18 protein-coding genes are annotated in these 20,777 nt (G+C 57.5%); 8 read left to right on the forward strand and 10 right to left on the reverse strand.

Going from position 1 to position 20,777, the window contains the following annotated elements:
• Nucleotides 1-4: 4 nt before the first annotated feature.
• From ACMGF7_RS17215 to ACMGF7_RS17245, 7 genes are all read right to left on the reverse strand, one after another.
• Nucleotides 5-640, reverse strand: a complete 636-nt coding sequence (locus tag ACMGF7_RS17215; protein ID WP_015378275.1) for a DUF3540 domain-containing protein — start codon at nt 638-640, stop codon at nt 5-7.
• A 30-nt stretch (nt 641-670) separates the two neighbouring features.
• Nucleotides 671-1,738: a pentapeptide repeat-containing protein gene (locus tag ACMGF7_RS17220; RefSeq protein WP_420286551.1), complete on the reverse strand. Its 1,068-nt coding sequence runs from the start codon at nt 1,736-1,738 to the stop codon at nt 671-673.
• On the reverse strand, nt 1,735-4,281 hold the full coding sequence (locus tag ACMGF7_RS17225) for a DUF2169 family type VI secretion system accessory protein (protein ID WP_273874424.1): 2,547 nt from the start codon (nt 4,279-4,281) through the stop codon (nt 1,735-1,737). Before ACMGF7_RS17225 ends, ACMGF7_RS17220 begins: the two co-directional genes overlap by 4 nt.
• Before the next feature lie 171 nt (nt 4,282-4,452).
• Entirely contained in the window at nt 4,453-4,953 is a 501-nt protein-coding gene (locus tag ACMGF7_RS17230) for a hypothetical protein (protein WP_049240645.1), read from the reverse strand.
• A gap of 102 nt (nt 4,954-5,055) precedes the next feature.
• Entirely contained in the window at nt 5,056-5,445 is a 390-nt protein-coding gene (locus tag ACMGF7_RS17235) for a DUF3592 domain-containing protein (protein WP_033643543.1), read from the reverse strand.
• 12 nt (nt 5,446-5,457) lie between these two features.
• Nucleotides 5,458-7,803 carry a type VI secretion system Vgr family protein gene (locus ACMGF7_RS17240; protein ID WP_049240643.1) on the reverse strand — a complete coding sequence of 782 codons (2,346 nt, stop codon included), beginning with the start codon at nt 7,801-7,803 and terminating at the stop codon, nt 5,458-5,460.
• Between the two features lie 512 nt (nt 7,804-8,315).
• Nucleotides 8,316-9,248, reverse strand: coding sequence for a LysR family transcriptional regulator (locus tag ACMGF7_RS17245; protein ID WP_049240641.1), 933 nt, complete (start codon nt 9,246-9,248; stop codon nt 8,316-8,318).
• Nucleotides 9,249-9,345: 97 nt separating this feature from the next.
• Here ACMGF7_RS17245 and pcp point away from each other — a divergent pair, with 97 nt between their 5' ends.
• A complete protein-coding gene (gene pcp / locus ACMGF7_RS17250; protein WP_004934904.1) occupies nt 9,346-9,993 on the forward strand; it encodes a pyroglutamyl-peptidase I in 648 nt (215 codons plus the stop codon).
• A gap of 34 nt (nt 9,994-10,027) precedes the next feature.
• Here pcp and ACMGF7_RS17255 read toward each other — a convergent pair whose 3' ends face one another.
• From ACMGF7_RS17255 to ydgT, 3 genes are all read right to left on the reverse strand, one after another.
• Nucleotides 10,028-11,059, reverse strand: coding sequence for an NADP-dependent oxidoreductase (locus tag ACMGF7_RS17255; protein ID WP_049240639.1), 1,032 nt, complete (start codon nt 11,057-11,059; stop codon nt 10,028-10,030).
• An 84-nt stretch (nt 11,060-11,143) separates the two neighbouring features.
• Entirely contained in the window at nt 11,144-11,563 is a 420-nt protein-coding gene (uspC, locus tag ACMGF7_RS17260; RefSeq protein ID WP_016927278.1) for a universal stress protein UspC, read from the reverse strand.
• Nucleotides 11,564-11,760: 197 nt separating this feature from the next.
• A complete protein-coding gene (gene ydgT / locus ACMGF7_RS17265; RefSeq protein WP_049240637.1) occupies nt 11,761-11,976 on the reverse strand; it encodes a transcription modulator YdgT in 216 nt (71 codons plus the stop codon).
• A 1,335-nt stretch (nt 11,977-13,311) separates the two neighbouring features.
• On the opposite strand from ydgT, the gene flhD reads away from it, so the two are divergent.
• The 7 genes from flhD (at nt 13,312) to tsr (ending at nt 20,741) form a co-directional block, all read left to right on the forward strand.
• Nucleotides 13,312-13,662 carry a flagellar transcriptional regulator FlhD gene (gene flhD / locus ACMGF7_RS17270; RefSeq protein WP_004934891.1) on the forward strand — a complete coding sequence of 117 codons (351 nt, stop codon included), beginning with the start codon at nt 13,312-13,314 and terminating at the stop codon, nt 13,660-13,662.
• Entirely contained in the window at nt 13,662-14,246 is a 585-nt protein-coding gene (gene flhC / locus ACMGF7_RS17275; RefSeq protein ID WP_170310329.1) for a flagellar transcriptional regulator FlhC, read from the forward strand. Before flhD ends, flhC begins: the two co-directional genes overlap by 1 nt.
• 145 nt (nt 14,247-14,391) lie before the next feature.
• Nucleotides 14,392-15,282 carry a flagellar motor stator protein MotA gene (gene motA / locus ACMGF7_RS17280; RefSeq protein WP_060444630.1) on the forward strand — a complete coding sequence of 297 codons (891 nt, stop codon included), beginning with the start codon at nt 14,392-14,394 and terminating at the stop codon, nt 15,280-15,282.
• Nucleotides 15,279-16,343 carry a flagellar motor protein MotB gene (gene motB, locus ACMGF7_RS17285; RefSeq protein ID WP_164094833.1) on the forward strand — a complete coding sequence of 355 codons (1,065 nt, stop codon included), beginning with the start codon at nt 15,279-15,281 and terminating at the stop codon, nt 16,341-16,343. The genes motA and motB overlap by 4 nt, the downstream gene beginning before the upstream one ends.
• On the forward strand, nt 16,340-18,343 hold the full coding sequence (gene cheA / locus ACMGF7_RS17290) for a chemotaxis protein CheA (RefSeq protein WP_164094834.1): 2,004 nt from the start codon (nt 16,340-16,342) through the stop codon (nt 18,341-18,343). The genes motB and cheA overlap by 4 nt, the downstream gene beginning before the upstream one ends.
• Nucleotides 18,344-18,375: 32 nt before the next feature.
• Nucleotides 18,376-18,876, forward strand: coding sequence for a chemotaxis protein CheW (gene cheW / locus ACMGF7_RS17295; protein ID WP_004934876.1), 501 nt, complete (start codon nt 18,376-18,378; stop codon nt 18,874-18,876).
• Between the two features lie 194 nt (nt 18,877-19,070).
• The gene (tsr, locus tag ACMGF7_RS17300) at nt 19,071-20,741 is read left to right on the forward strand and encodes a methyl-accepting chemotaxis protein (protein WP_049240633.1); all 1,671 of its coding nucleotides are present in this window, start codon (nt 19,071-19,073) and stop codon (nt 20,739-20,741) included.
• Nucleotides 20,742-20,777: the final 36 nt, after the last annotated feature.

A 20,777-nucleotide genomic window follows, 5' to 3' on the forward strand; every position in this document is an offset into this window, starting at 1 on the left:
CAGGTTATCCGACGTGGATTTGTTCCGAATCCAGCTTGGTGATGTCTTTCGAGGTAATCAGCGTGTTGCGCGCATGAATGCGGGCGTAATCTTCCGCCTGGTAATCCAGCTGCCCGGCGCGCACGTGCTCGGTCTGGCGCACTTTGCGGAACAGCGAATGGCTGATCTGGCTGACCGAATGCCACAGCGACTCGCAGCGTTTGCCGACCAGGCGGCTGAGGCTGACGAAGGCCGACAGCTCTTCGCCGCTGTATTTCATCTTGTCGACGTGGCAGTCACCGCTGTTCGCTTGCAGCGTCATGGCGTCGCCGCTCAGGTTCAGCGCCTGCGCGCCGTGCAGCGACAGCGAGCCGTTCGGCGTTTCAATGTGCAGATCGCCTGCGACGCAGAGCCGCGCCGCGCTTTGCGGCTCTGCGCGCTCAAGGACGGCGATCGCCCACAGCTGGTGGCCGCAACCGGCGACTAGCACGTTATCGCCGAGGGCCGGCGTCAGCAGGCAGCTCGCCGCCCGGCGGCAATGCCAGCCGCGGCCTTCGCACTCCACCACCAGGCTGCCGTCCGGCAACAGGTTGACGACCTGGCCGGCGGCCTGCTGGGGCGGTGCGATGTTGACGGCGCGAGTTGTGTTGGCAACGCTCATGGTGATCCCCTCGTGAAGTGGTCAATGCATTCAGATTCGGCTCTGGCGCTGTGCGCTCCAGGTTTCGGCGGCGTACAGTTCTTCGTCGCGCTCGAGGATCCCGCTGCGATCGCCCCAGCGCGTTTGCTGCTGGTGGGCGCGGTGCAGGCGGGTGCGCATAAAACGCGCGCGCCGGAAATCGGCGGCGCCGATGTCGGCGTAACAGAAGTCGGCGTAGGTCAGGTCGCTGTCGCTGAAATCACAGCGCGCCGCGCGGCTGCGCTGGAACACGCATTGATACAGGCGCGCCTGGCTAAAGTTGGCGGCGTCCAGCGTCGCTTCGCTGAAGATCGCCTGATCGAACTGCCCGTTGCGGCACTGCGCGTGGGTCAGATTGGCCTCCAGCCACAGTGACTGCTGCGCTTGCACGCCCGTCAGGTTGGCGCGCAGCAGCGAAGCGCCCTTGAAGTTGCTTTGACGCAACGTCGCCTGGCTGAAATCGACGTCGTCCAGTTGGTTATCGGTAAACTGGCAGGCGATGAGGCGCTGCCCGGCGTAACTTTTGCCGCGGTGATCACATTCGAAAAACGTGACGCGGTCGAAATCAACCCCTTCAAACCTTGTTTCACAGAGATTTAATCGAAAGAACGTGACAAGTGACAGCCTCGTATGGCTTAAATCTGCGCCGTCGAGCGGGCTTTCGTAAAAGGTGGTGCGATCGTGCTGAGTGGCGGAAAAATTCGCGCCGGCCAATTGGCATGACATCCAGTGGCTTTGGTTGAGCGACAGCCGGCTAAAGTCGCTCTGTTCAAGCCGGCAGCCGTTGAACATCGTCAGTTCGATATGGCTCTCGCTGAAGCGGCCGCCCGCCATGGCGCACTGATTGAAGGCCGTTTGCTTCAGGTTCGCCCGCGCAAATTGAGCGTGTTCGAGCCGGCAATCGCTGAAGACGCTGTCGCGCAGATCGCAATCGGAAAAGTTCACGCCGTTCAGGTTCAGTTCGTTGAACATGCCGCCGGCCAAATCCATACCGGCGAATGACAGGCCGTGCAAATCCTCACCGGCAATCAGCTCGCCGCGTTTCACGCGCTGGCGTATCTGCTCAGGTTTTGACGTCATACTTCCTTCCCGTTGTGGCGAGGCAATGTTTTCACCCTGGCGGTATAGGCACCGTCGAGCCGGGTCGCCTGATCCACTTGCGACTGAGACAAATCGGCCCGGAACAGATTGGTGCCCTGCAGGTCGGCGCCTGACAGCACGCATTTTTGCAGGATCGCCGCGATGAAATTGGCGTCGCGCAGGTTGGCCTGGGACAGATCGCAGCGAATGAACAGGCTGCCGCTGCCGTTGGCCTGACGGAAATCGGCCTCGTTCAGCCGGGCTTCCGACAGGTCGCAGTTGTCGAGGCGCGCACGGCTGAAATTAGCTCGCTGCAACGGCATCTGGCGCAAATTGCACTGGTTCAGCGTCGCGTCGCCGAAATCCGCCTGCGGCAACAGCGTCTTTGCCGCGAAGGCGCAGGCGGTGAGGCGTGCGGCGCGGAAGCTGAGGCTTTGCGTCTCGGTATCAACCCAGGCGCAGCTCTCTAGCCGCGCCCGATCGAAGTTCACCGCCAGCAGCCGGCATTTGACGAAGCTGACTTTGTCGAGCCGGGCGTGGCTGAATGTCAGCTGCTCCAGTTGCAGCTCCATCAGCGTAATGTTGGCCAGCGTGGCGCGGTTGAAGTCACACTGCCCGAGCAGGGTTTCGTATCCCAGCAAGTCGCGTAACGACGCCATCGTGAAATCGCAGCGTTGAAACAACGTTTGCTGAATGTTGGTTTCGTGCAACTGCGCGCCGCCGAAATCCGTCGCTTCACATTTCGCCAGGGCCAAGGAGGCGTGGCTCAAATCGGCCTGCTGTAAGACGGCGCCGCTGAGATCGGCGCGCGCCAACATCGCCTCGCGAAGATCGCAACCCACCAATTGGGTTTGGCGCAGATCGGCGTTTTCCAGCAAAGCGCCGCGCAAGTTAGCCTGGCAGAGATCCATGCCGGACAGATCGGCGCCGGTGAGATCCAGGCCGCTGAGATCCTTATCGCGCAGCATGGCGGCGGCGACGCGTTGGCGAATGATTTGCGCCAGATCGCCACGCAGGCGCAGTGCAGGGCTTTGCGCCTGTGCCGACATTAAATACATTTGGTGCAGCGCGCGTTCGCTTTCCCCCAGCTGCTTGTCGCTAAACGCGGCGGGGCGTTGACGCGCCTGTTGAAACAGCTGGTCGCGCTGCTGTTGGTAGCTTTCCGCGCCGGAAAGGTCGGCGGGGCCTGGGCCGTCAATATCAATGCCGTTTGCCAGCGCGTCATCGCGGATTTCACGGTAATGCGCTTCAGCGCGCTGTTCCATGTCGTCGACAAATTCGGCCAACTTCTCCAAAGAGGGCATCGGTTCAGCTGGCGGCGCGGGAAACATGTCGTCGATGTCTCGGCCTTCGCGCTGCAGACGTTGGCGGTGTTGTTCGCGTTGGTGATGTTCGTAGGCGGCGATGTTTTCTACCATCGGGCTTTGCTGCGTCGGCGTTTCCGTATCCAACCAAGGGCCGATACAGCTCTCCGGCAGCAAATCTTTTTCACGAAAAGCGTGCAAAGCGCCATGCTCTTTATCAAGCCGCTGATCGAGCACCTGCCGATAATGAGCGACGGTGCGGCTTTTACCCTCAATTTCCAGCGCCGGCATGAGCTGCATGACGTCTGCGGCATCGTCTTCATTGATGGGAAGGCTGCCCTGGTAGATCAACAGCATTTGTTCGCGATGGGGAAAGAACCACACGGTGGTGTGGCGCATCGCGATTTCCCCGAAATGCGCTTCGCTGCCGCGCAGCCGGTTAATGAAGCAGCGCGCGCGCCACGGCGGCAAACGGCCTTGCTGAATCGGCTCTGAAGGATGCATGTTCCATATCCGGTAGGCGGCCTGAAGCGGCAAGCTGTCGCGTTGGGGAAACTGCTGATCGCTTTCCGCCATGTTGAACAGACGCCAGTCGATATCGTTGGCGAAGCCGGGAAAACCGTGTTTCAACCAGTCGGCGTCGTAGTTTTTACCGATGCGTGAGAAGCGGCGCGGCCAGGTGATATCCAACGCGTCAAAGCTTGCCGGCAGGGCGTTTTGCCGAGGAGACGCGAGGCGCCCCTGCAGCGGTTCAACATTGGGTAGGCGATGGATGCGGCCTTGCGGAAATGTTTCTGGAGTGGCGCCGATGCCGTGTGGATTATCGGCGAACTGAGTCCCGCCGTAAGCCCGGCGCCAGTCCAGACGCATTTCTGCAAAAGGGAGGGGAGAGGAGGGGCGATCGTTGATCCAATGGCGATCGCCGAAAACCACCAGCGTTTTCTCCAGCGAATCAAGCTGGATCTTCACGGCGCAGGCGGTTTTGTCTTGTTGATGGTGGGTGTAGGCGTTGCCGGTGGCGAGAAACTCTGCACAGGCTTTTGGGATAGCCAGATCGAGCACGCCGCCGCTCAACGTGAGTTCGTCGGCGGCCAACTGCCACAACTCCGGTTCGGGGCGCAGGCGCGGGGAAGCCCCCATGTCGGCCAAGGCCAAAACGGAAACGCCCAGATGATTTTGCCCTTGCCAAGAGAAGGGGCGATGAAGCGCGCTGAGGCGCAGAGGTTTTACGACTTTCATTGTGTGTGTAAAGCTTCCTGTGGATATCAGCCGGCAGCCAGGCTGCATGCTCAAAAACAATCCGTTTTTCGGTTTAATAGATATCAGGCTATGTCACAACAGATGAAGAAAACGATGCGGCGTCCAGAGCCGATCGCGAATACGGGGAGAGCCCCGCGTCGAAATGGATGATCAAGAGGACAGTGCGCTGTCCTTCCCGCTTATTCTGCGAACCAGCAGTACGACGGCGACGGACAATGCCGCGGCGATCGCCTTGGCGCTAAATTGGCCGGCGCTCTCCAAATGATAGGGGGCAAAAAAGCCGACGCCGGCGGTGCCCAGAATCAGCAGCGCGGCGAGCGCCGCAAAACAGGGTAGCTCTATCGCCAGCGCCAGCCTGCCGGGCGCCGCCGCCCCCAGGTAACCCGTCAAAAAACCGGGTAAAATCAGGAACCCGATCAGCTCCGCGGGCACGTTCACCGCAGACATCACCTGCTGGTTGTACTTCAGGATCGCCAGCATCAGTGCGACAAAGACCAGCAACCGGACGGACAATGCCGCCGTTCTGCCCGTCGGTAAGACTGTCTTGCAAATGGCGGCGATCAATACGCCGCCAACCAAGATGCCTAAGAAGGTAAACAGGATTTGTCCCCAGAGGCTGTCCTGCGTCGCAAAGGCAATAAATGCGCCCATCGTGGCACTTCCTTATGCAAGGTGATTTAGCGAATTGATGGACGATACGCCGTTTTCACAACGTTGAAATCGGATCACGTTGATTGAAAAGGTTCTTTTCGCTCAAAGTCGGGATAACTCTTCGATCACCGCTTTTTTGGGGTTCTTGGGGTCGTACTTTATCGCGGTGAAATGACCCGGCTGATAACGCGGCAGATCAACGACGCTGATCGGACCTTTCGCTACGGCCGTATGGTTTTTTCCGTCTTGGGCGATGTACTTGACTTCAACTTCGCAGACCGGCCGATTCCCGTCCCACAGGTTGGTCTGGCGAATGCTGACGATCTGCCCGGAGGCGGAAACTCCGTTCTCCATCACGCTGAGAGAAGAACCGATGTGTTTGAAATAGCCCCAGATATCGACCGTGATGAATTTGAAAAAGCCCACCAGGCTGAGAATAGGGGCCAATAAAATCAAACCGATTACGGTGAAGATATTTTTGGCTTTGGACATGGGCATCCCTACTTATAAAAAGATCGCCAGCGCCTTGCTGCTCAATCGCAAAGAACCGTTGGTTATTAAGGCCCCAAGCTGCGTGAACGTCATGGGATCGTTGCTTAGCTTGAAGTTGGTTTTGCTGATCGAAAGCGGGTTATGGGAAACATCGAACATCGTGTGCTTGACGCTTAGCCCCGTTAAGGCAAGGTTGGCGCCTATCGCGGTCCACTTATAGCCGTGGCAGTTGTCTTTCCAGGTGGGCGCCGAAATAGACACGCCGTCCTCGCTGGTAATGTTGATGGTTTTTGCCGTGATGGTCAGCGAACCGCTAATGGTTGTTTGCTGATCGTTTTTGTAGGTTTCTTTGACATTCCCTGTGATGTCGGTGGTCTGGCCGCCGGCCTCCACCGTCAGCGTTTGACCGCCTGCGGTGACGGTAGTGGTTTGCCCGCCGGCGGTGATGGTGGTGTGCTGCCCGCCGGAGGTGATATTGACCGTCTGCCCTTGCTTGATGGTGCTGGTTTGTTGCCCCTCGGTAATGTCGAGGGTCTGGTTGCCTTTCACCGTGACATGCTGGGTTTGCGTAATGTTTTGCGTCTGCGCGCCGTCGAGCTTGAAGGACTGATTGCCGGTGATGTCGATTTTATCGCCGCCGTCGATAATCGTCAGGTCGCGGCCGCCTTTGATGTTCACCGTCTGGTGAGCGTTCAGGTTGGCGGTTTCCAGCCCATTGACCGTTGTGGTGCGCTTCGCTTTGTACAGGAACGTGGCGTCGCCGGTGACGGTGTCGTCCTGCTGGCGACCGATGGTGGTGGTGCGACTGCCGTCAATATTGACGTTCTTGTCGTTCTCCACCGTCATGTTCATGTTGCGTTCGGCGTGCATGTCGAAAGATTCGTTGCCGGGCGAGTCTTCCAGGAACAGGAAGCTGGCGTTGTCGACGCCGCCGCCTTTGCTGCGGCTCATAAAGCCCATTTTGGTGGCGTCGCCGGGCAGATCCCACGGTGGCATGCTGTCTTCGTTGTAAACGCGGCCGGTGATGATGGGGCGATCCGGATCGCCGTTGATAAAGTCGACCACCACTTCCTCACCGACGCGCGGGATCTGGATCCCGCCGTATTTCCAGCCGGCCCAGGCGCTGGAGACGCGCACCCAACAGGAGCTGGTTTCGTTGCCGCTGCCGTGGCGATCCCAACGGAATTTGAGTTTCACCCGGCCATATTTATCGGTCCAGATGCTTTCGCCTTCCGGGCCCACCACTTCGGCAGTTTGCGGGCCATGGGTTTTCGGCCAGGGCGTGGTGCGCGCCGGGCGCCAATTGATATCCGCCGGAACGACCTGAAATTCGGTTCGCTGTTCGCCGACGTCGTTATCGTTGCTGGCGTAGCTATTTTCCTGCATGAAGTAATGTGCGCTGACCACCAGGTAGGTGCGGTTGTCTTCCATACGCGGCGCCTGGGTCAGTTGAAAACGATAGCCGGGCGCAATGCCCTGCGAATTGCCTTCGCCGCTCATCTGCTCATGCTGCGCTTCGAACTCCTGTTGGCGAACCTTGACGTAAAACTGGCCATGGGCGTGATCGGTATAACGGCCGGGCCAGTCGAACACCTCGGCTTTGTCCTGCGCGAATGAGGCGGGATTTTGCCGGGCCTCCAGCAACCGCGCGCGCGGCTTGCGAAAATCATAGTCATCCAGGCTATACAGGCTGGGCGTGATGGCGTCAGAAACGCTCCAGCTGTTGATGCTGTCTTTGTTTTCCACCAGGCCGCCTTCCGCGAGCTGATAGGGAATGCTGGCGTAGCCGGCGAGTTCCTGATGGGCCGCCGGCGCGTCAGCCAGCACCAGCGTATGGCCGTCTTGCTGGTGCGTGAAATAGTAATAGATGCCTTCGTGTTCCATCAGACGGCTGATGAAATCGAAATCGCTCTCCTGGTACTGCACGCAGTACCCCCAGATGCGGTAGTCGTAACTCAGGCGGTTATCGATTTTCACCTGATACTGCCCCAGCACCTGAGTCAGGATGTCGGGAACGGTTTGTTCCTGGTAGATGCGAAAATCGCGGTTTTGCGTCAGATACCACAGCGTGGGGCGCAGCACGGCGCGGTAGATATAGTAACGGTTGCCGCCGGCTTCTCGTCCGGAGAGGGTCATGCGCGTGATATTGCCGTTGAGATAACGCGGCGCCAACGGATTGCCCCGCAGTTCCAGCGTGATTTTTTGTCCCAACAGCGCTTTCAGATCGAGCCGATTGTCGGGGCTGAGCAGCTCGACGTCGAATTCGAACAGGCCGGCCAGTTTTTCCTCACCGGAAAGGCTTCTGAACAACAGCTGATGGGCGGGCAAAGGCGTGTGCGCAATGATAAGACGATCCATACTATTCCCCGGTTTAGACATAGCTACCGCACGAGAATTGACGCGCGATCCCGATGGCGTATCTGTCACGAATGGAGACAGGAACTGACGAAAGATTTAACAAAGTTTACACAAAGGCACGATTTGTGCAGTCTACAATAGAGCACTGCATTTGCAAAATAGCCTTGTGGATCAATGCTCAATTCGTTAACTCGCTCACGATCTTGTTTTTTATTATTTAAAACATATAGATGCGCATAGATCATTTTTTATCTCAAATTATTGGGGAATTGGTAATACCAAAAATTAAATGTGTAACACATAAGCCAACGTGCTTATAAAACAACTCTTTTTTTACGTAAAAAAAGTCACTGACTGTTTTTTATCCTTACCATTTGCCAGTTAAAGATGATCAAATATATAAATTTGGCGAATGTTAATTCGGATGATTCCTATTTGGTGGGCGTTCCAGGGCCCACCGACGGGCCTGGGAACATGCGTTTGAACGGTTGAAAATGCAGCGAATGTCGCCGTTAGCGTGGAGAGAAGGCGAAGGAGAGTTGACCGATAAGCTCGCAGAGCCAGATTAAAGCCGGGTCGCGTTGCACCTGCCGGCCGGCGATCAGCTCAATGGGGAAAGGCGCGATGGCCAACTCGTCAGGCAGCGGGAGAATGCGTACGCGTTGCGGATCGGAAAAATGCCGGGCCGCGCTGGCGGCCAGCGTGGCGATCAGATCGCTGTCGGCGACCACCGCCGGCAGAGCGGCAATGTGTGAAAAGGTCACGGCAACGCGCCGTTGACCGCCAATTTCCGCCAGACGCCGGTCGACCAACCCTCTGGCAGAACCGTCGTCTGCCGGTGCGTACAGCCCATGCGGCAGGCTGAGGTAGCGCGCCAGATCCCAGCGGCCATCCGCCAACTGTGGGTGTGAACGGCTGGCGATACACACCAGATGTTCTTCAAACAACGTGCGCACATAGTGGCTTTCCGCACCGGAAAGGTGCCCTCCCAGCGCGATATCCACCTCGCCGCGATCCAGTTGCCGGTAAATATTGTGGCGATCCAGGCGCGAAACGCGAATATCGATGCCGGGTGCGGTCTGACGTAATCGACTGATGATGGCGGGCAGCAGCAAGATATCGGCATAGTCGCCGGCCGCCAGCGTAAAACGCCGCTGCCCGGCGGTGGCCGGGTCGAAACGGGCAGGGGGCGCCAACGCCAGATGGATCTGTTCAAGCACCCGCTGTATTTGCGGCATCAACTGGTGGGCGCGCGGCGTGGGGGCCATGCCGCCGCCGCTGCGAACAAACAGCGGATCGTTCAGAAGAATGCGCAGCCGCGCCAATGCATTGCTGACGGAAGGTTGCGCGCGGTTAAGACGCCGGCCTGCGGCGGTGACGTTGCGCGTCTGATACAACGCCTCAAACACCACCAGCAAGTTGAGATCGACGCTGGATAAATTCATTTTATGAATACTCTATATAAAGATAATCCATTTCCAGAATCATACTGCGTTCTTTAGGCTGGAAGTACACGAATTAAGCCTTCAATCAGGGGAAATGATGAACAAAGTTTTGATCACCGGCATTGAGCCGTTCGAGGGTGATGCGGTGAATCCTTCCTGGCAGATTGCGCAGGCGTTGGCCGGTGAACATATTGCCGGCGCGGAGATTGTGGTGCTCGAGCTACCTTGCGTATTGGGCGTAGCCAATCAGCGGTTGATCGCGGCGATTGAGGCATTGCAGCCGCTGGCGGTGATTTGTCTGGGGCTGGCCGGCGGCCGGGCCGAGATATCCCTGGAACGGGTAGCCATCAATCTGATCGATGCCCGCATTCCCGACAATGCCGGTAAACAGCCGATTGACGTGCCGGTGGTTGCCGGCGGGCCAGTGGGCTATTTCAGTACGCTGCCCGTCAAGGCGGCGGTGCAGCAACTGCGCCGGCAGGGGATCCCCGCGGCGGTCTCTTATACGGCAGGCACCTACAACTGCAACCACATTTTTTATGGTCTGCGTCACTATCTGGAGACGCAGCATTCGCGGGCCAGGGGCGGGTTCGTGCATATTCCGTACAGCCATGAACTGGCGGCAGCGCACCCGGGCAAGCCGAGCATGGCACTGGCGACGATGGTGGAAGCGGTGCGCACTGTCGTTCAGGTGACGCTGACGGTAGAGGAAGATGTGCGATTCGGCGACGGCGCCGTACATTAAAAGCAGAGCGCGGCGTACCACGCCCTGCTACGGGTTATTCGTCGGCGACGCGGATCACCAGTTTGCCGAAGTTTTTGCCCTGCAGCAGGCCGATAAACGCCTGCGGCGCCTGCTCCAGCCCGTCGACGATGTCTTCACGGAACTTGATTTTCCCCTGTTCGACCCAACTGCTCATTTGTTGCAAGAACTCGTCAAAGCGTGAGCCGTAGTCGTCGAAGATGATAAAGCCCTGCATACGGATGCGTTTGCGCAGGATCAGCCCCTCCAGCAGCGGCAAACGGTCCGGCCCCGCAGGTAACCCGGTGGCATTGTAATGGGCGATGATGCCGCATACCGGAATACGCGCTTTGGTGTTCAACAGCGGCAGTACGGCGTCGAACACCGCCCCGCCGACATTCTCGTAATAGATGTCGATACCCTGTGGGCAAGCGGCGGCCAGCCGTTCGGCAAAGTCTGGGGCGCGGTGATCGATACAGGCGTCGAAACCCAACTCTTCCACCACATAGCGGCATTTTTCCGCACCGCCGGCGACGCCGACGACGCGGCAGCCTTTCAGTTTGCCGATTTGGCCGACCACCGAACCAACCGCACCGCTGGCGGCGGCCACCACCAGCGTTTCACCCGCCTGCGGTTGGCCGATGTCGAGCAGCCCCATGTATGCGGTAAATCCCGGCATGCCGAGCACGCCAAGCAGGCGAGAAGGGTGCGGCAAATGCGGGCCGAGGTTGCGCAGGCCGCTGCCGTCGGACAGCGCATATTCCTGCCAGCCGTCATACCCCAACACCCAATCGCCGACGCTGAAATCGGGATGCTGTGAGGCCGCCACGCGCGATACCGTACCGCCCACCATCACCTGACCGATCTCCACCGGCGGCGCATAGGAGGGGGCATCGCTCATGCGTCCGCGCATATAAGGATCCAACGACAGATATACGGTGCGCAGCAGCAGTTGGCCGGCGCCGGGTTGCGGTGCGGGGACGGTATCGAGACGGAAGTTCGCCGCTGTCGGTTCGCCGTTCGGACGCGAGGCCAGCAGGAAGCGGCGGTTCTGTTGAGAAGGGGACATCGAAAGCTCCTTTGTGGTGCGGCAAACAAGGTCCGTTAAGCCTAGTGCAGGAGCGCTGAGGCGACGTGACCGAATGTGCTTAGCTCAGAGCGGAACGATCAACACGTCGATATGACTGATATTGATAAAGCGGGCGGCGGAACAGGAGACTTTGTTCATCATGCTGTCTCGGTGATTGCCGCAGAGCAGCAGGTCAAACGGCTGACGGCGGCTGGCGAATGCCAGGCTGTCACCCAGCTCGCCATGCACGATCAGCGTATCGGCGATAGGGTAGCCGGCGCGTTGGCGCAGTTCCTCCATAAACAGCCGGGTTTCCTCTTCCATCAGCGAGCGCAAATCGCCCAGCATCGGTCCGGCGAAATTATTGTACATTTCCGGATTGGCGAGGGTGCTCAACAGGGTGATGCTGCCGCCGTAGGGGCGAACGATGGAGACGGCCTTTTCCACCAGGCGGTGGCTGTCAGGGGCAACGGCGACGGTAACCAGAACGTTTTGATACCCCATATCCGACTCCTTGTTGTATCCATCGTGTTTCAGGCTGCTGCATCGGCGGCCTTGGTGGAAGTACTGCGTCGGATAAAGGGTAGAACCTGGTGAGCCTAATAAATGTGTTTCATATCACGCGCGGCAATAAAAGCTGAATGTGCCCCGGTTATATAGCAATAAAAGATAAAACCGTTGCCGCACGTAATTTCACTGAATTAAAGCACCTGTGCCCACAGCGTTTTCGGCACCTTGCCCAGGTCGAACAATTTACCGGCAACCAGCTCGGCGCGACGGTGGTCGGCGGCACGGTACATATTGCTCATTTCCGTATCGTTTTCAATGGAGTAGTTCAGTTTGTCGTACACCTTCTCCAGGCTGTCCAAAGAGGAGCATTTACGAAATGTCAGCAGATATTCGAGCGTATCGATCATGATTAAAATATAGCCTGTTAATAGTTAAAGCCGGGTGAATAACACATAGCGACTCACGGCGACGCCGTCGAGGCAGCGATGTACGACCTGACAAAAATCATTTCAATTAGATAAATTGCACTGGGTAATGATGTCGCACCGCCCGTAGCGGCGCTTTGGTAAATCATAATATGCCAGTGCGCCGTCAGCAATCTCAGCCTGCTGATTAATGGAGAAATAGGGAAAGTCTCAGGGCGGTTGACGGCCGACGCGTCGTCGTTCGTGCTGTGGGCAAGCACGCGTTGTCGTGCCGCGCCTCATTCTGCGGTGATTTTTTCACTCGGCCGTGGCATCGGGCGGTGTTTGTCGCCACCGCTTGCGTTGAAACGCCGTTTTTCTCGATGGCGAAATATGAAGAGTAAAACAAAACTGCGTTTTATTTTATGACAACGCCGTGATGAAAACACAAGCCATGTAAATACTCTCTGGGGATGAGGAGGAATTATCACGACGACAGAAAAGAAATAAAAAGCATTAAAGTTTTATGAGGCGCTGCCGATATATCGTTTTGGGGATATTTAACGTAAAAAAAGCATTCTTGCATCGTGCTAATACGGAAACACATCGTTACGTCTGTTAGCTTGTTCACTACGCCCGTGAATCATTGATAAGCCATAATCACCTGATGTTGAAAATTAGAACAGCCTCAGGCTAGGGGTTTAAGTCAAATCCGATAGCTAATAACCTTATAGTTTACATTGGTTATTCTTCGACTTGGATATTTCTTAGTAACTCAAATGGTTATTTATACTGAGTTTATTGCCTATATGCAGATTTTTGTTCTGTTATTTTGGTTTGGTGATGCTTTTGTTCGAATTGATCTAAAAAAGATAATTTTTTGGCGGATAAACATTGTTTTTAAGACGTTTTTTTACCTATGGTTGTTTTATGAACAAAATGGTGGTCAATAAGTGAGCGTATTTGGGCGTATCTGGTTTAATTATTTTTTATTTTTGTGATTCATGTCACATTGTATTTAAAATTGCCTCTCACTTACATTGTGTGTGCTAATGGTTCGGGGGTAGAGTTGCGCTGCTTTAGGAATAATCTTATTAAATTTGTAAAAATAGTTTCATGGTGACTAAACACTATCGAAGCAAAATGCTGTACATCCATACACGTTGGTTTACGCTCGTAGCAAATACCGAACAGTGGTCGAATTTAGCGATTGTTGAACATTTCAGCAGCCGTTTTTGAGAGATTAATTTGCCAACTTTGGGAAACAACCCAAGTCACGGGCGATAAAATTTATCACCCAGCGTATGTTTTTAAACATAGTCTGTCGGGATGGGGAATATGGGTACGTCTGAATTACTTAAGCATATTTATGACATCAATCTGTCATATTTACTTTTAGCACAGCGTTTGATCAACGATGAAAAAGCGTCCGCGATGTTCCGCCTGGGTATTGATGAAACCATGGCCGATGCGCTGGCGCAGCTGACTTTGCCGCAAATGGTTAAACTGGCCGAGACCAACCAGCTGGTTTGCCACTTCCGCTTTAACGAAAGCCAGACCATCGAACGCCTGACCAAAGAGTCGCGCGTCGACGATCTGCAACAAATCCATACCGGCATTTTGCTATCAAGCCATTTACTGCAAGAGCTATCGAGTAAAGACGCTAGCCCGACGAAGAAAAGAGCCTGATGATGGTTGAGAAAAGTATCGTTCAAGAAGCCAAGGACATTCAGCTCGCCATGGAGCTGATTTCGCTGGGAGCCCGATTGCAGATGCTGGAGAGTGAAACCCAGCTTAGCCGCGGGCGCTTGATTAAACTTTACAAGGAGTTACGCGGCAGCCCGCCGCCAAAAGGAATGTTACCGTTCTCAACCGACTGGTTTATGACCTGGGAACAAAATATTCACTCGTCGATGTTTTACAACGCCTACCGGTTTCTGATGAAAAGCGGGCAGTGCAGCGGCGTGGAGGCGGTGATTAAAGCCTATCGCCTCTATCTCGAGCAGTGTCCGCAGCAGGCTGGCGAGGCGCCGTTGCTGGCGCTGACCCGTGCCTGGACGCTGGTGCGCTTCGTCGATAGCGGCATGTTGCAGCTTTCCGCCTGCAGCTGCTGCGGCGGCGCATTTATCACCCACGCGCACCAGCCGCTGAATGGTTTCATCTGCAGTTTATGCCAACCCCCATCCCGCGCCGTAAAAAGACGTAAACTTTCGCCGCAACTGGCCGATATTATTCCTCAACTGCTGGACGAGCAGGTCAAACGCGCCATCTGAGCCGCCACGTTGCCGGCTCTCGGCAATGAATACCGACGTGTGATACGCAGGGGCGGCATGCCGCCCCCAGACATGCAGCCTGGTCTGTCGCGCCAGGGCGCGTTTGCCCCACCTTCCATCCACATTGTTAATTTAAGGAATGCGTGTGCTAGTTATTTTGGGTTATCTCGTGGTATTGGGTGCGGTGTTTGGCGGCTACCTGATCGTGGGCGGTCATCTCGGGGCGTTGTATCAGCCGGCGGAATTTCTGATTATCGGCGGGGCGGGCGTCGGCGCCTTTATCGTCGGCAACAACGGCAAAGCGATCAAAGCCACGCTGCGCGCGCTGCCGCGGCTGATGCGCCGTTCCAAATACAACAAAGATCTGTATATGGATCTGATGGCGTTGCTGTTCCGTCTGCTGGCCAAATCGCGCCAGCAGGGCATGCTGTCGCTCGAGTTCGATATCGATAATCCACAAGAAAGTGACATTTTCTCTAATTATCCGCGCATCCTTGCCGATAACACTCTGGTGGAGTTCATTACCGACTATTTACGGCTGATGGTGAGCGGCAATATGAATGCGTTCGAGATCGAAGCGCTGATGGACGAAGAGATCGAAACCTACGAGCAGGAAAGCGAAGTGCCCGCCGGCAGTCTGGCGATGGTGGGCGACTCCTTGCCGGCGTTCGGCATCGTCGCGGCGGTGATGGGGGTGGTGCACGCCCTGGCTTCGGCTGACCGTCCGGCCGCTGAACTGGGCGCGCTGATCGCCAACGCCATGGTCGGTACTTTCCTCGGCATTTTGTTGGCCTACGGTTTCATCTCGCCGCTGGCGACGTTGCTGCGCCAGAAGAGCGCCGAAAACGTCAAGATGATGCAGTGCATCAAGGTCACGCTGTTGTCGAGCCTGAACGGTTACGCGCCGCAGATCGCAGTCGAGTTTGGCCGCAAAACGCTGTATACCACCGAACGTCCTTCTTTCGTTGAGCTGGAAGAACACGTGCGCCGCGTGAAAGCGCCGGCGCAGCAGGCGACGGAAGAAGAAGAAGCATGAAACAGAATCATCCGGTCGTTCTGGTCAGAAAGCGCAAGTCGCATCATGCCGCCCATCACGGCGGCTCCTGGAAGATCGCTTATGCCGACTTTATGACGGCGATGATGGCGTTCTTCCTGGTGATGTGGCTGCTGGCGATCGCCAGCCCGCAGGAACTGACGCAAATCGCCGAATATTTCCGTACGCCGCTCAAGGTTGCCCTGACCAGCGGCGACAAGAGCAGCGCCGAAAGCAGCCCCATTCCTGGCGGCGGCGACGATCCCACGCAGCAGCATGGCCTGGTGAAAAAACAGGTCGATTCGCCGGACGCGCGCGCCGAAGAGCTGCGCCTGAACAAGCTGCGCGAAAAGCTGGATGAGTTGATTGAGTCCGATCCGCGCCTGAAGGCGCTGCGTCCGCATCTGTTGATCAACATGATGGACGAAGGGCTGCGCATCCAGATTATCGATAGCCAAAACCGGCCGATGTTCAAAACCGGCAGCGCGCAGGTCGAGAGCTACATGCGCGATATTCTGCGGGCGATAGCGCCGATCCTTAACGACCTGCCGAACAAAATCAGCCTGTCCGGCCACACCGATGACATCCCTTACGCCACCGGCGAGCGCGGCTACAGCAACTGGGAACTGTCGGCCGATCGCGCCAACGCCTCCCGGCGCGAGCTGATCGCCGGCGGCCTGGCGGAAGGCAAGGTGCTGCGGGTGGTGGGGATGGCGGCCACCATGAGCCTGAAACAGCATGGCGCCGATGACGCGATTAACCGTCGCATCACCGTGTTGGTGCTGAACAAGCAAACGCAAGAGGGCATTGAGCACGAAAATGCCGAAAGCAACGCGATGGATATCGCCCAGCCGGACAGCCTGAAGCAGCTGGCGCCGTCGGCGACCGCACCGGCCAGCCAAACGCCGGAACCCTCGGCGACGGCCCCGGAACCGGTGGCGACAACGCCAGGCGCTCTACCGCAGGCATCCCCGGCGATAGCACCGGCCGATCAGGCGCCGGTACAACCGGCGTCCGCACCCGCACCGACTAACCGCGACTCACAGCCAGAGGTGACCCCGTGAGCATGGACATTAGCGATTTTTATCAGACCTTCTTTGATGAGGCAGACGAGTTGCTGGCCGACATGGAGCAACACCTGCTGGAGCTGGATCCGCTGGCCCCCGATATCGAGCCGTTGAACGCCATCTTCCGCGCGGCGCATTCGATCAAGGGCGGCGCGGCGACCTTTGGTTTTTCGGTGCTGCAGGAAACCACCCACCTGCTGGAGAACCTGCTGGACGGTGCAAGACGCCAGGAAATGAGCCTGAGCACCGAGATTATCAACCTGTTTCTGGAAACCAAAGACATTATGCAGGAGCAACTGGACGCCTATAAAACCTCGCAACAGCCTGACGCTGAAAGCTTTGAATACATTTGTCAGGCGCTGCGCCAGCTGGCGTTGGAAGCGCAACAGCAGCAAGAGGCGCCTGCGGCTCAACCGGCCGTTCAGCAGCCTGTCGTTAAGCCATCGGCCGCGCCGGCGGCGATCGAGGGCGGCATGCGCATCAGCCTGAACGGGCTGAAAGCCAGTGAAATCCCCTTGATGTTGGAAGAGCTGGGCAACCTCGGCGAGGTTAAAGATCCGCATCAGACGGAACACAGTCTGGACGTGACGTTGCTCACCTCCGCCAGTGAAGACGACATCAGCGCCGTGTTGTGCTTCGTGCTGGAACCGGAACAAATCAGCTTCTCGACGCCGACCCAGAGCGAACCGGTCATCGCAGAAGCGAGCTTACCGGAAGTGGCCGCCTTACCGGAGCCTGCGCCGGTCGCGAACGCCGCGCCGCCTGCCGCGAAACCGGCCGAAGCGCCAAAAGCGCGCGCCAAGGCGAGCGAATCCACCAGCATCCGCGTGGCGGTGGAAAAGGTGGATCAGCTGATTAACCTGGTGGGCGAGCTGGTGATCACCCAATCGATGCTGGCGCAACGCTCCGGCACGCTCGATCCGGTGAACCACGGCGATCTGCTGAACAGCATGAGCCAGCTGGAGCGTAACGCGCGCGATCTGCAGGAATCGGTGATGTCGATCCGCATGATGCCGATGGAATACGTCTTCAGCCGCTACCCGCGGCTGGTGCGCGATCTGGCCGGCAAGCTGAATAAACAGGTGGAGCTGACGCTGCAGGGCAGCTCGACCGAACTGGACAAGAGCCTGATCGAACGCATTATCGATCCGTTGACGCACCTGGTGCGCAACAGCCTCGATCACGGTATCGAAGAGCCGGCTACCCGTATCGCCGCCGGCAAGTCGGCGGTGGGCAATCTGGTGCTGTCGGCCGAACACCAGGGCGGCAACATTTGTATTGAAGTCATCGACGACGGCGCCGGGCTGAACCGCGAAAAAATTCTCGCCAAGGCGGTTTCGCAAGGGCTGGCGGTCAGCGACAGCATGAGCGACGAAGAGGTCGGCATGCTGATCTTTGCGCCGGGCTTCTCCACCGCCGAGCAGGTGACCGACGTTTCCGGCCGCGGCGTCGGCATGGACGTGGTGAAACGGAATATTCAGGAGATGGGCGGCCACGTCGAGATCCGTTCGCAGGCAGGTAAAGGCACCACCATCCGCATCCTGTTGCCGCTGACGCTGGCGATCCTCGACGGCATGTCGGTCAAGGTGAACGACGAAGTCTTTATCCTGCCGCTGAACGCGGTGATGGAATCGCTGCAGCCGCAGGCGGAAGATCTGCATCCGCTGGCCGGCGGCGAACGCGTGCTGCAGGTGCGCGGCGAATACCTGCCGCTGGTGGAGCTGTATCGGGTATTCGAAGTGGACGGCGCCAAAACCGACGCCACGCAGGGCATCGTCGTTATCCTGCAAAGCGCCGGCCGCCGCTATGCGTTGCTGGTAGATCAGCTGATTGGCCAGCATCAGGTGGTGGTGAAGAATCTGGAAAGCAACTACCGCAAAGTGCCGGGCATCTCCGCCGCGACCATTCTGGGCGACGGCAGCGTGGCCTTGATCGTCGATGTCTCGGCGTTGCAAACCTTGAACCGTGAAAAGCGTCTGACGGACGCCGCCGCATAATAATGAGTTTATTGATTTAAAAGGTGAATGATATGGCAGGATTGGCAGCCGTCAGCAAATTGGCTGGCGAAACGGTAGGGCAAGAGTTTCTGATTTTTACCCTGGGCAACGAGGAGTACGGCATCGACATCCTCAAGGTGCAGGAAATTCGCGGCTACGATCAGGTGACCCGCATCGCCAACACCCCGGCGTTCATCAAGGGCGTCACCAACCTGCGCGGCGTGATTGTTCCCATCATCGATCTGCGGGTGAAATTTTCGCAGCAGAGCGTTTCCTACGATGAAAACACCGTGGTGATCGTGTTGAACTTTGGTCAGCGCGTGGTGGGCATCGTGGTCGACGGCGTCTCCGACGTGCTGTCGCTCACCGCCGATCAGATCCGTCCGGCGCCGGAGTTCGCGGTGACGCTGGCGACCGAATATCTCACCGGCCTCGGTTCGCTGGGCGAGCGCATGCTGATCCTGGTGGATATCGAAAAGCTGCTGAGCAGCGAAGAGATGTCGCTGGTCGACAGCGTGGCGAAAAGCGTCTGATTTCAGACTCAAGGGGCGGGGCGCCGCCCCCTTTAACCTTCACTTTCCCTGATCTGTCACGATGGCTTCAGCCGCGCCCGGAACCCCCACTAAAAATAGTTACTTTCCCGCATAAAGTTTTGCCGCACGGCGCCGATAACTCTCACATTCAACGTCATCAGAGCCTGTCTGCGCGGGCTTCAACAAGGGAAATCATGTTAAATCGTATGAAGGTGGTCACCAGCCTGTTGCTGGTGTTGGTGCTGTTTGGCGCCTTGCAGTTGATTTCGGGCGGACTCTTTTTCTCCTCGCTGAAAAGCGATAAGGAAAACTTTACCGTCCTGCAAACGATCCGCCAGCAGCAGCTGCAGCTGAGTGAAAGCCGCGTTGACCTGCTGCAGGCGCGCAACTCCCTGAACCGCGCCGGTATTCGCTACATGATGGATACCAACAAGATCGGCAGCGGCGCCACCATTGATGAACTGCTGGCCAAGGCGAAGGAAGAGCTGGGTGAAGCGGAAAGACACTACGCCGCGTACGAGAAAATTCCTCAGGACCCGCGCCAGGATCCTCAGTCGGCGGAACGCCTCAAGCAGCAGTACGATGTGCTGTACGGCGCGCTCTCCGAGCTGATCCAACTGCTGGGCGAAGGCAAAATCAACGCCTTCTTCGATCAGCCTACGCAGAGTTACCAGGACAACTTTGAGCAGAGCTACAACGTTTATCTGGAGCAAAACGGCAAGCTTTACCAAATCGCGGTCGACGGCAGCAACAGCTCCTACAACTCGGCCATTTGGACGCTGGTAGTGGTGCTGGTAGTGGTGCTGGCGGTGATCGTACTGGTCTGGACCGGTATCCATCACATCCTGGTGCGCCCGCTGAACCGCATGATCGACCACATCAAACAGATCGCCGCCGGCGACCTGACTCAGCAGATCGTCGTCAACAGCCGCAACGAAATGGGCGTGCTGGCGGCCAGCCTGAAACACATGCAAAGCGAACTGATCGAAACCGTCAGCGGCGTGCGCCAGGGTGCGGACGCCATCTACAGCGGCGCGTCTGAAATCGCCGCGGGCAACAACGATCTCTCCTCCCGCACCGAGCAGCAGGCCGCTTCGCTGGAAGAGACCGCCGCCAGCATGGAGCAATTGACCGCGACGGTGAAACAGAACGCCGAAAACGCCCGTCAGGCTTCACAGCTGGCGCTGAGCGCCTCCGAAACCGCGCAGAAAGGCGGCAAGGTGGTGGCCAACGTGGTGCAGACCATGCACGACATCGCCGGCAGTTCGCAGAAGATCGCCGATATTACCGGCGTGATCGACGGTATCGCCTTCCAGACCAACATCCTGGCGTTGAACGCCGCAGTGGAAGCGGCGCGCGCCGGCGAACAGGGCCGCGGCTTCGCGGTGGTGGCCGGTGAAGTGCGCAACCTGGCGCAGCGCAGCGCGCAGGCGGCGAAAGAGATCAAAGGCCTGATCGAAGACTCGGTCAGCCGCGTCGATATGGGCTCCGTGCTGGTGGAAAGCGCCGGGGAAACCATGGGTGACATCGTCAACGCCGTCACCCGCGTGACCGACATCATGGGCGAAATCGCCTCGGCTTCCGACGAGCAGAGTCGCGGTATCGATCAGGTTGGCCAGGCGGTAGCGGAAATGGACCGCGTGACCCAGCAGAACGCCTCGTTGGTGGAAGAATCCGCCTCGGCGGCGGCGGCGCTGGAAGAACAGGCCAGCATGCTGACCCAGTCGGTAGCGGTATTCCGCCTGAGGTCGGAAGGCCAGGAAGAGTTTAAAGCGCCTGTCACCAGCAAGGCGACGGTAACACCGGTAATCAATCATAAGAAAATGAACGCCAGCGATCTGCAGGATAACTGGGAAACGTTCTGACCGGTATCGGGCCTCTCTCGCAGAGGCCCTTTTCCC

It is taken from the genome of Serratia sp. BNK-17 (assembly GCF_048684935.1).
GTDB lineage: Bacteria > Pseudomonadota > Gammaproteobacteria > Enterobacterales > Enterobacteriaceae > Serratia > Serratia nematodiphila.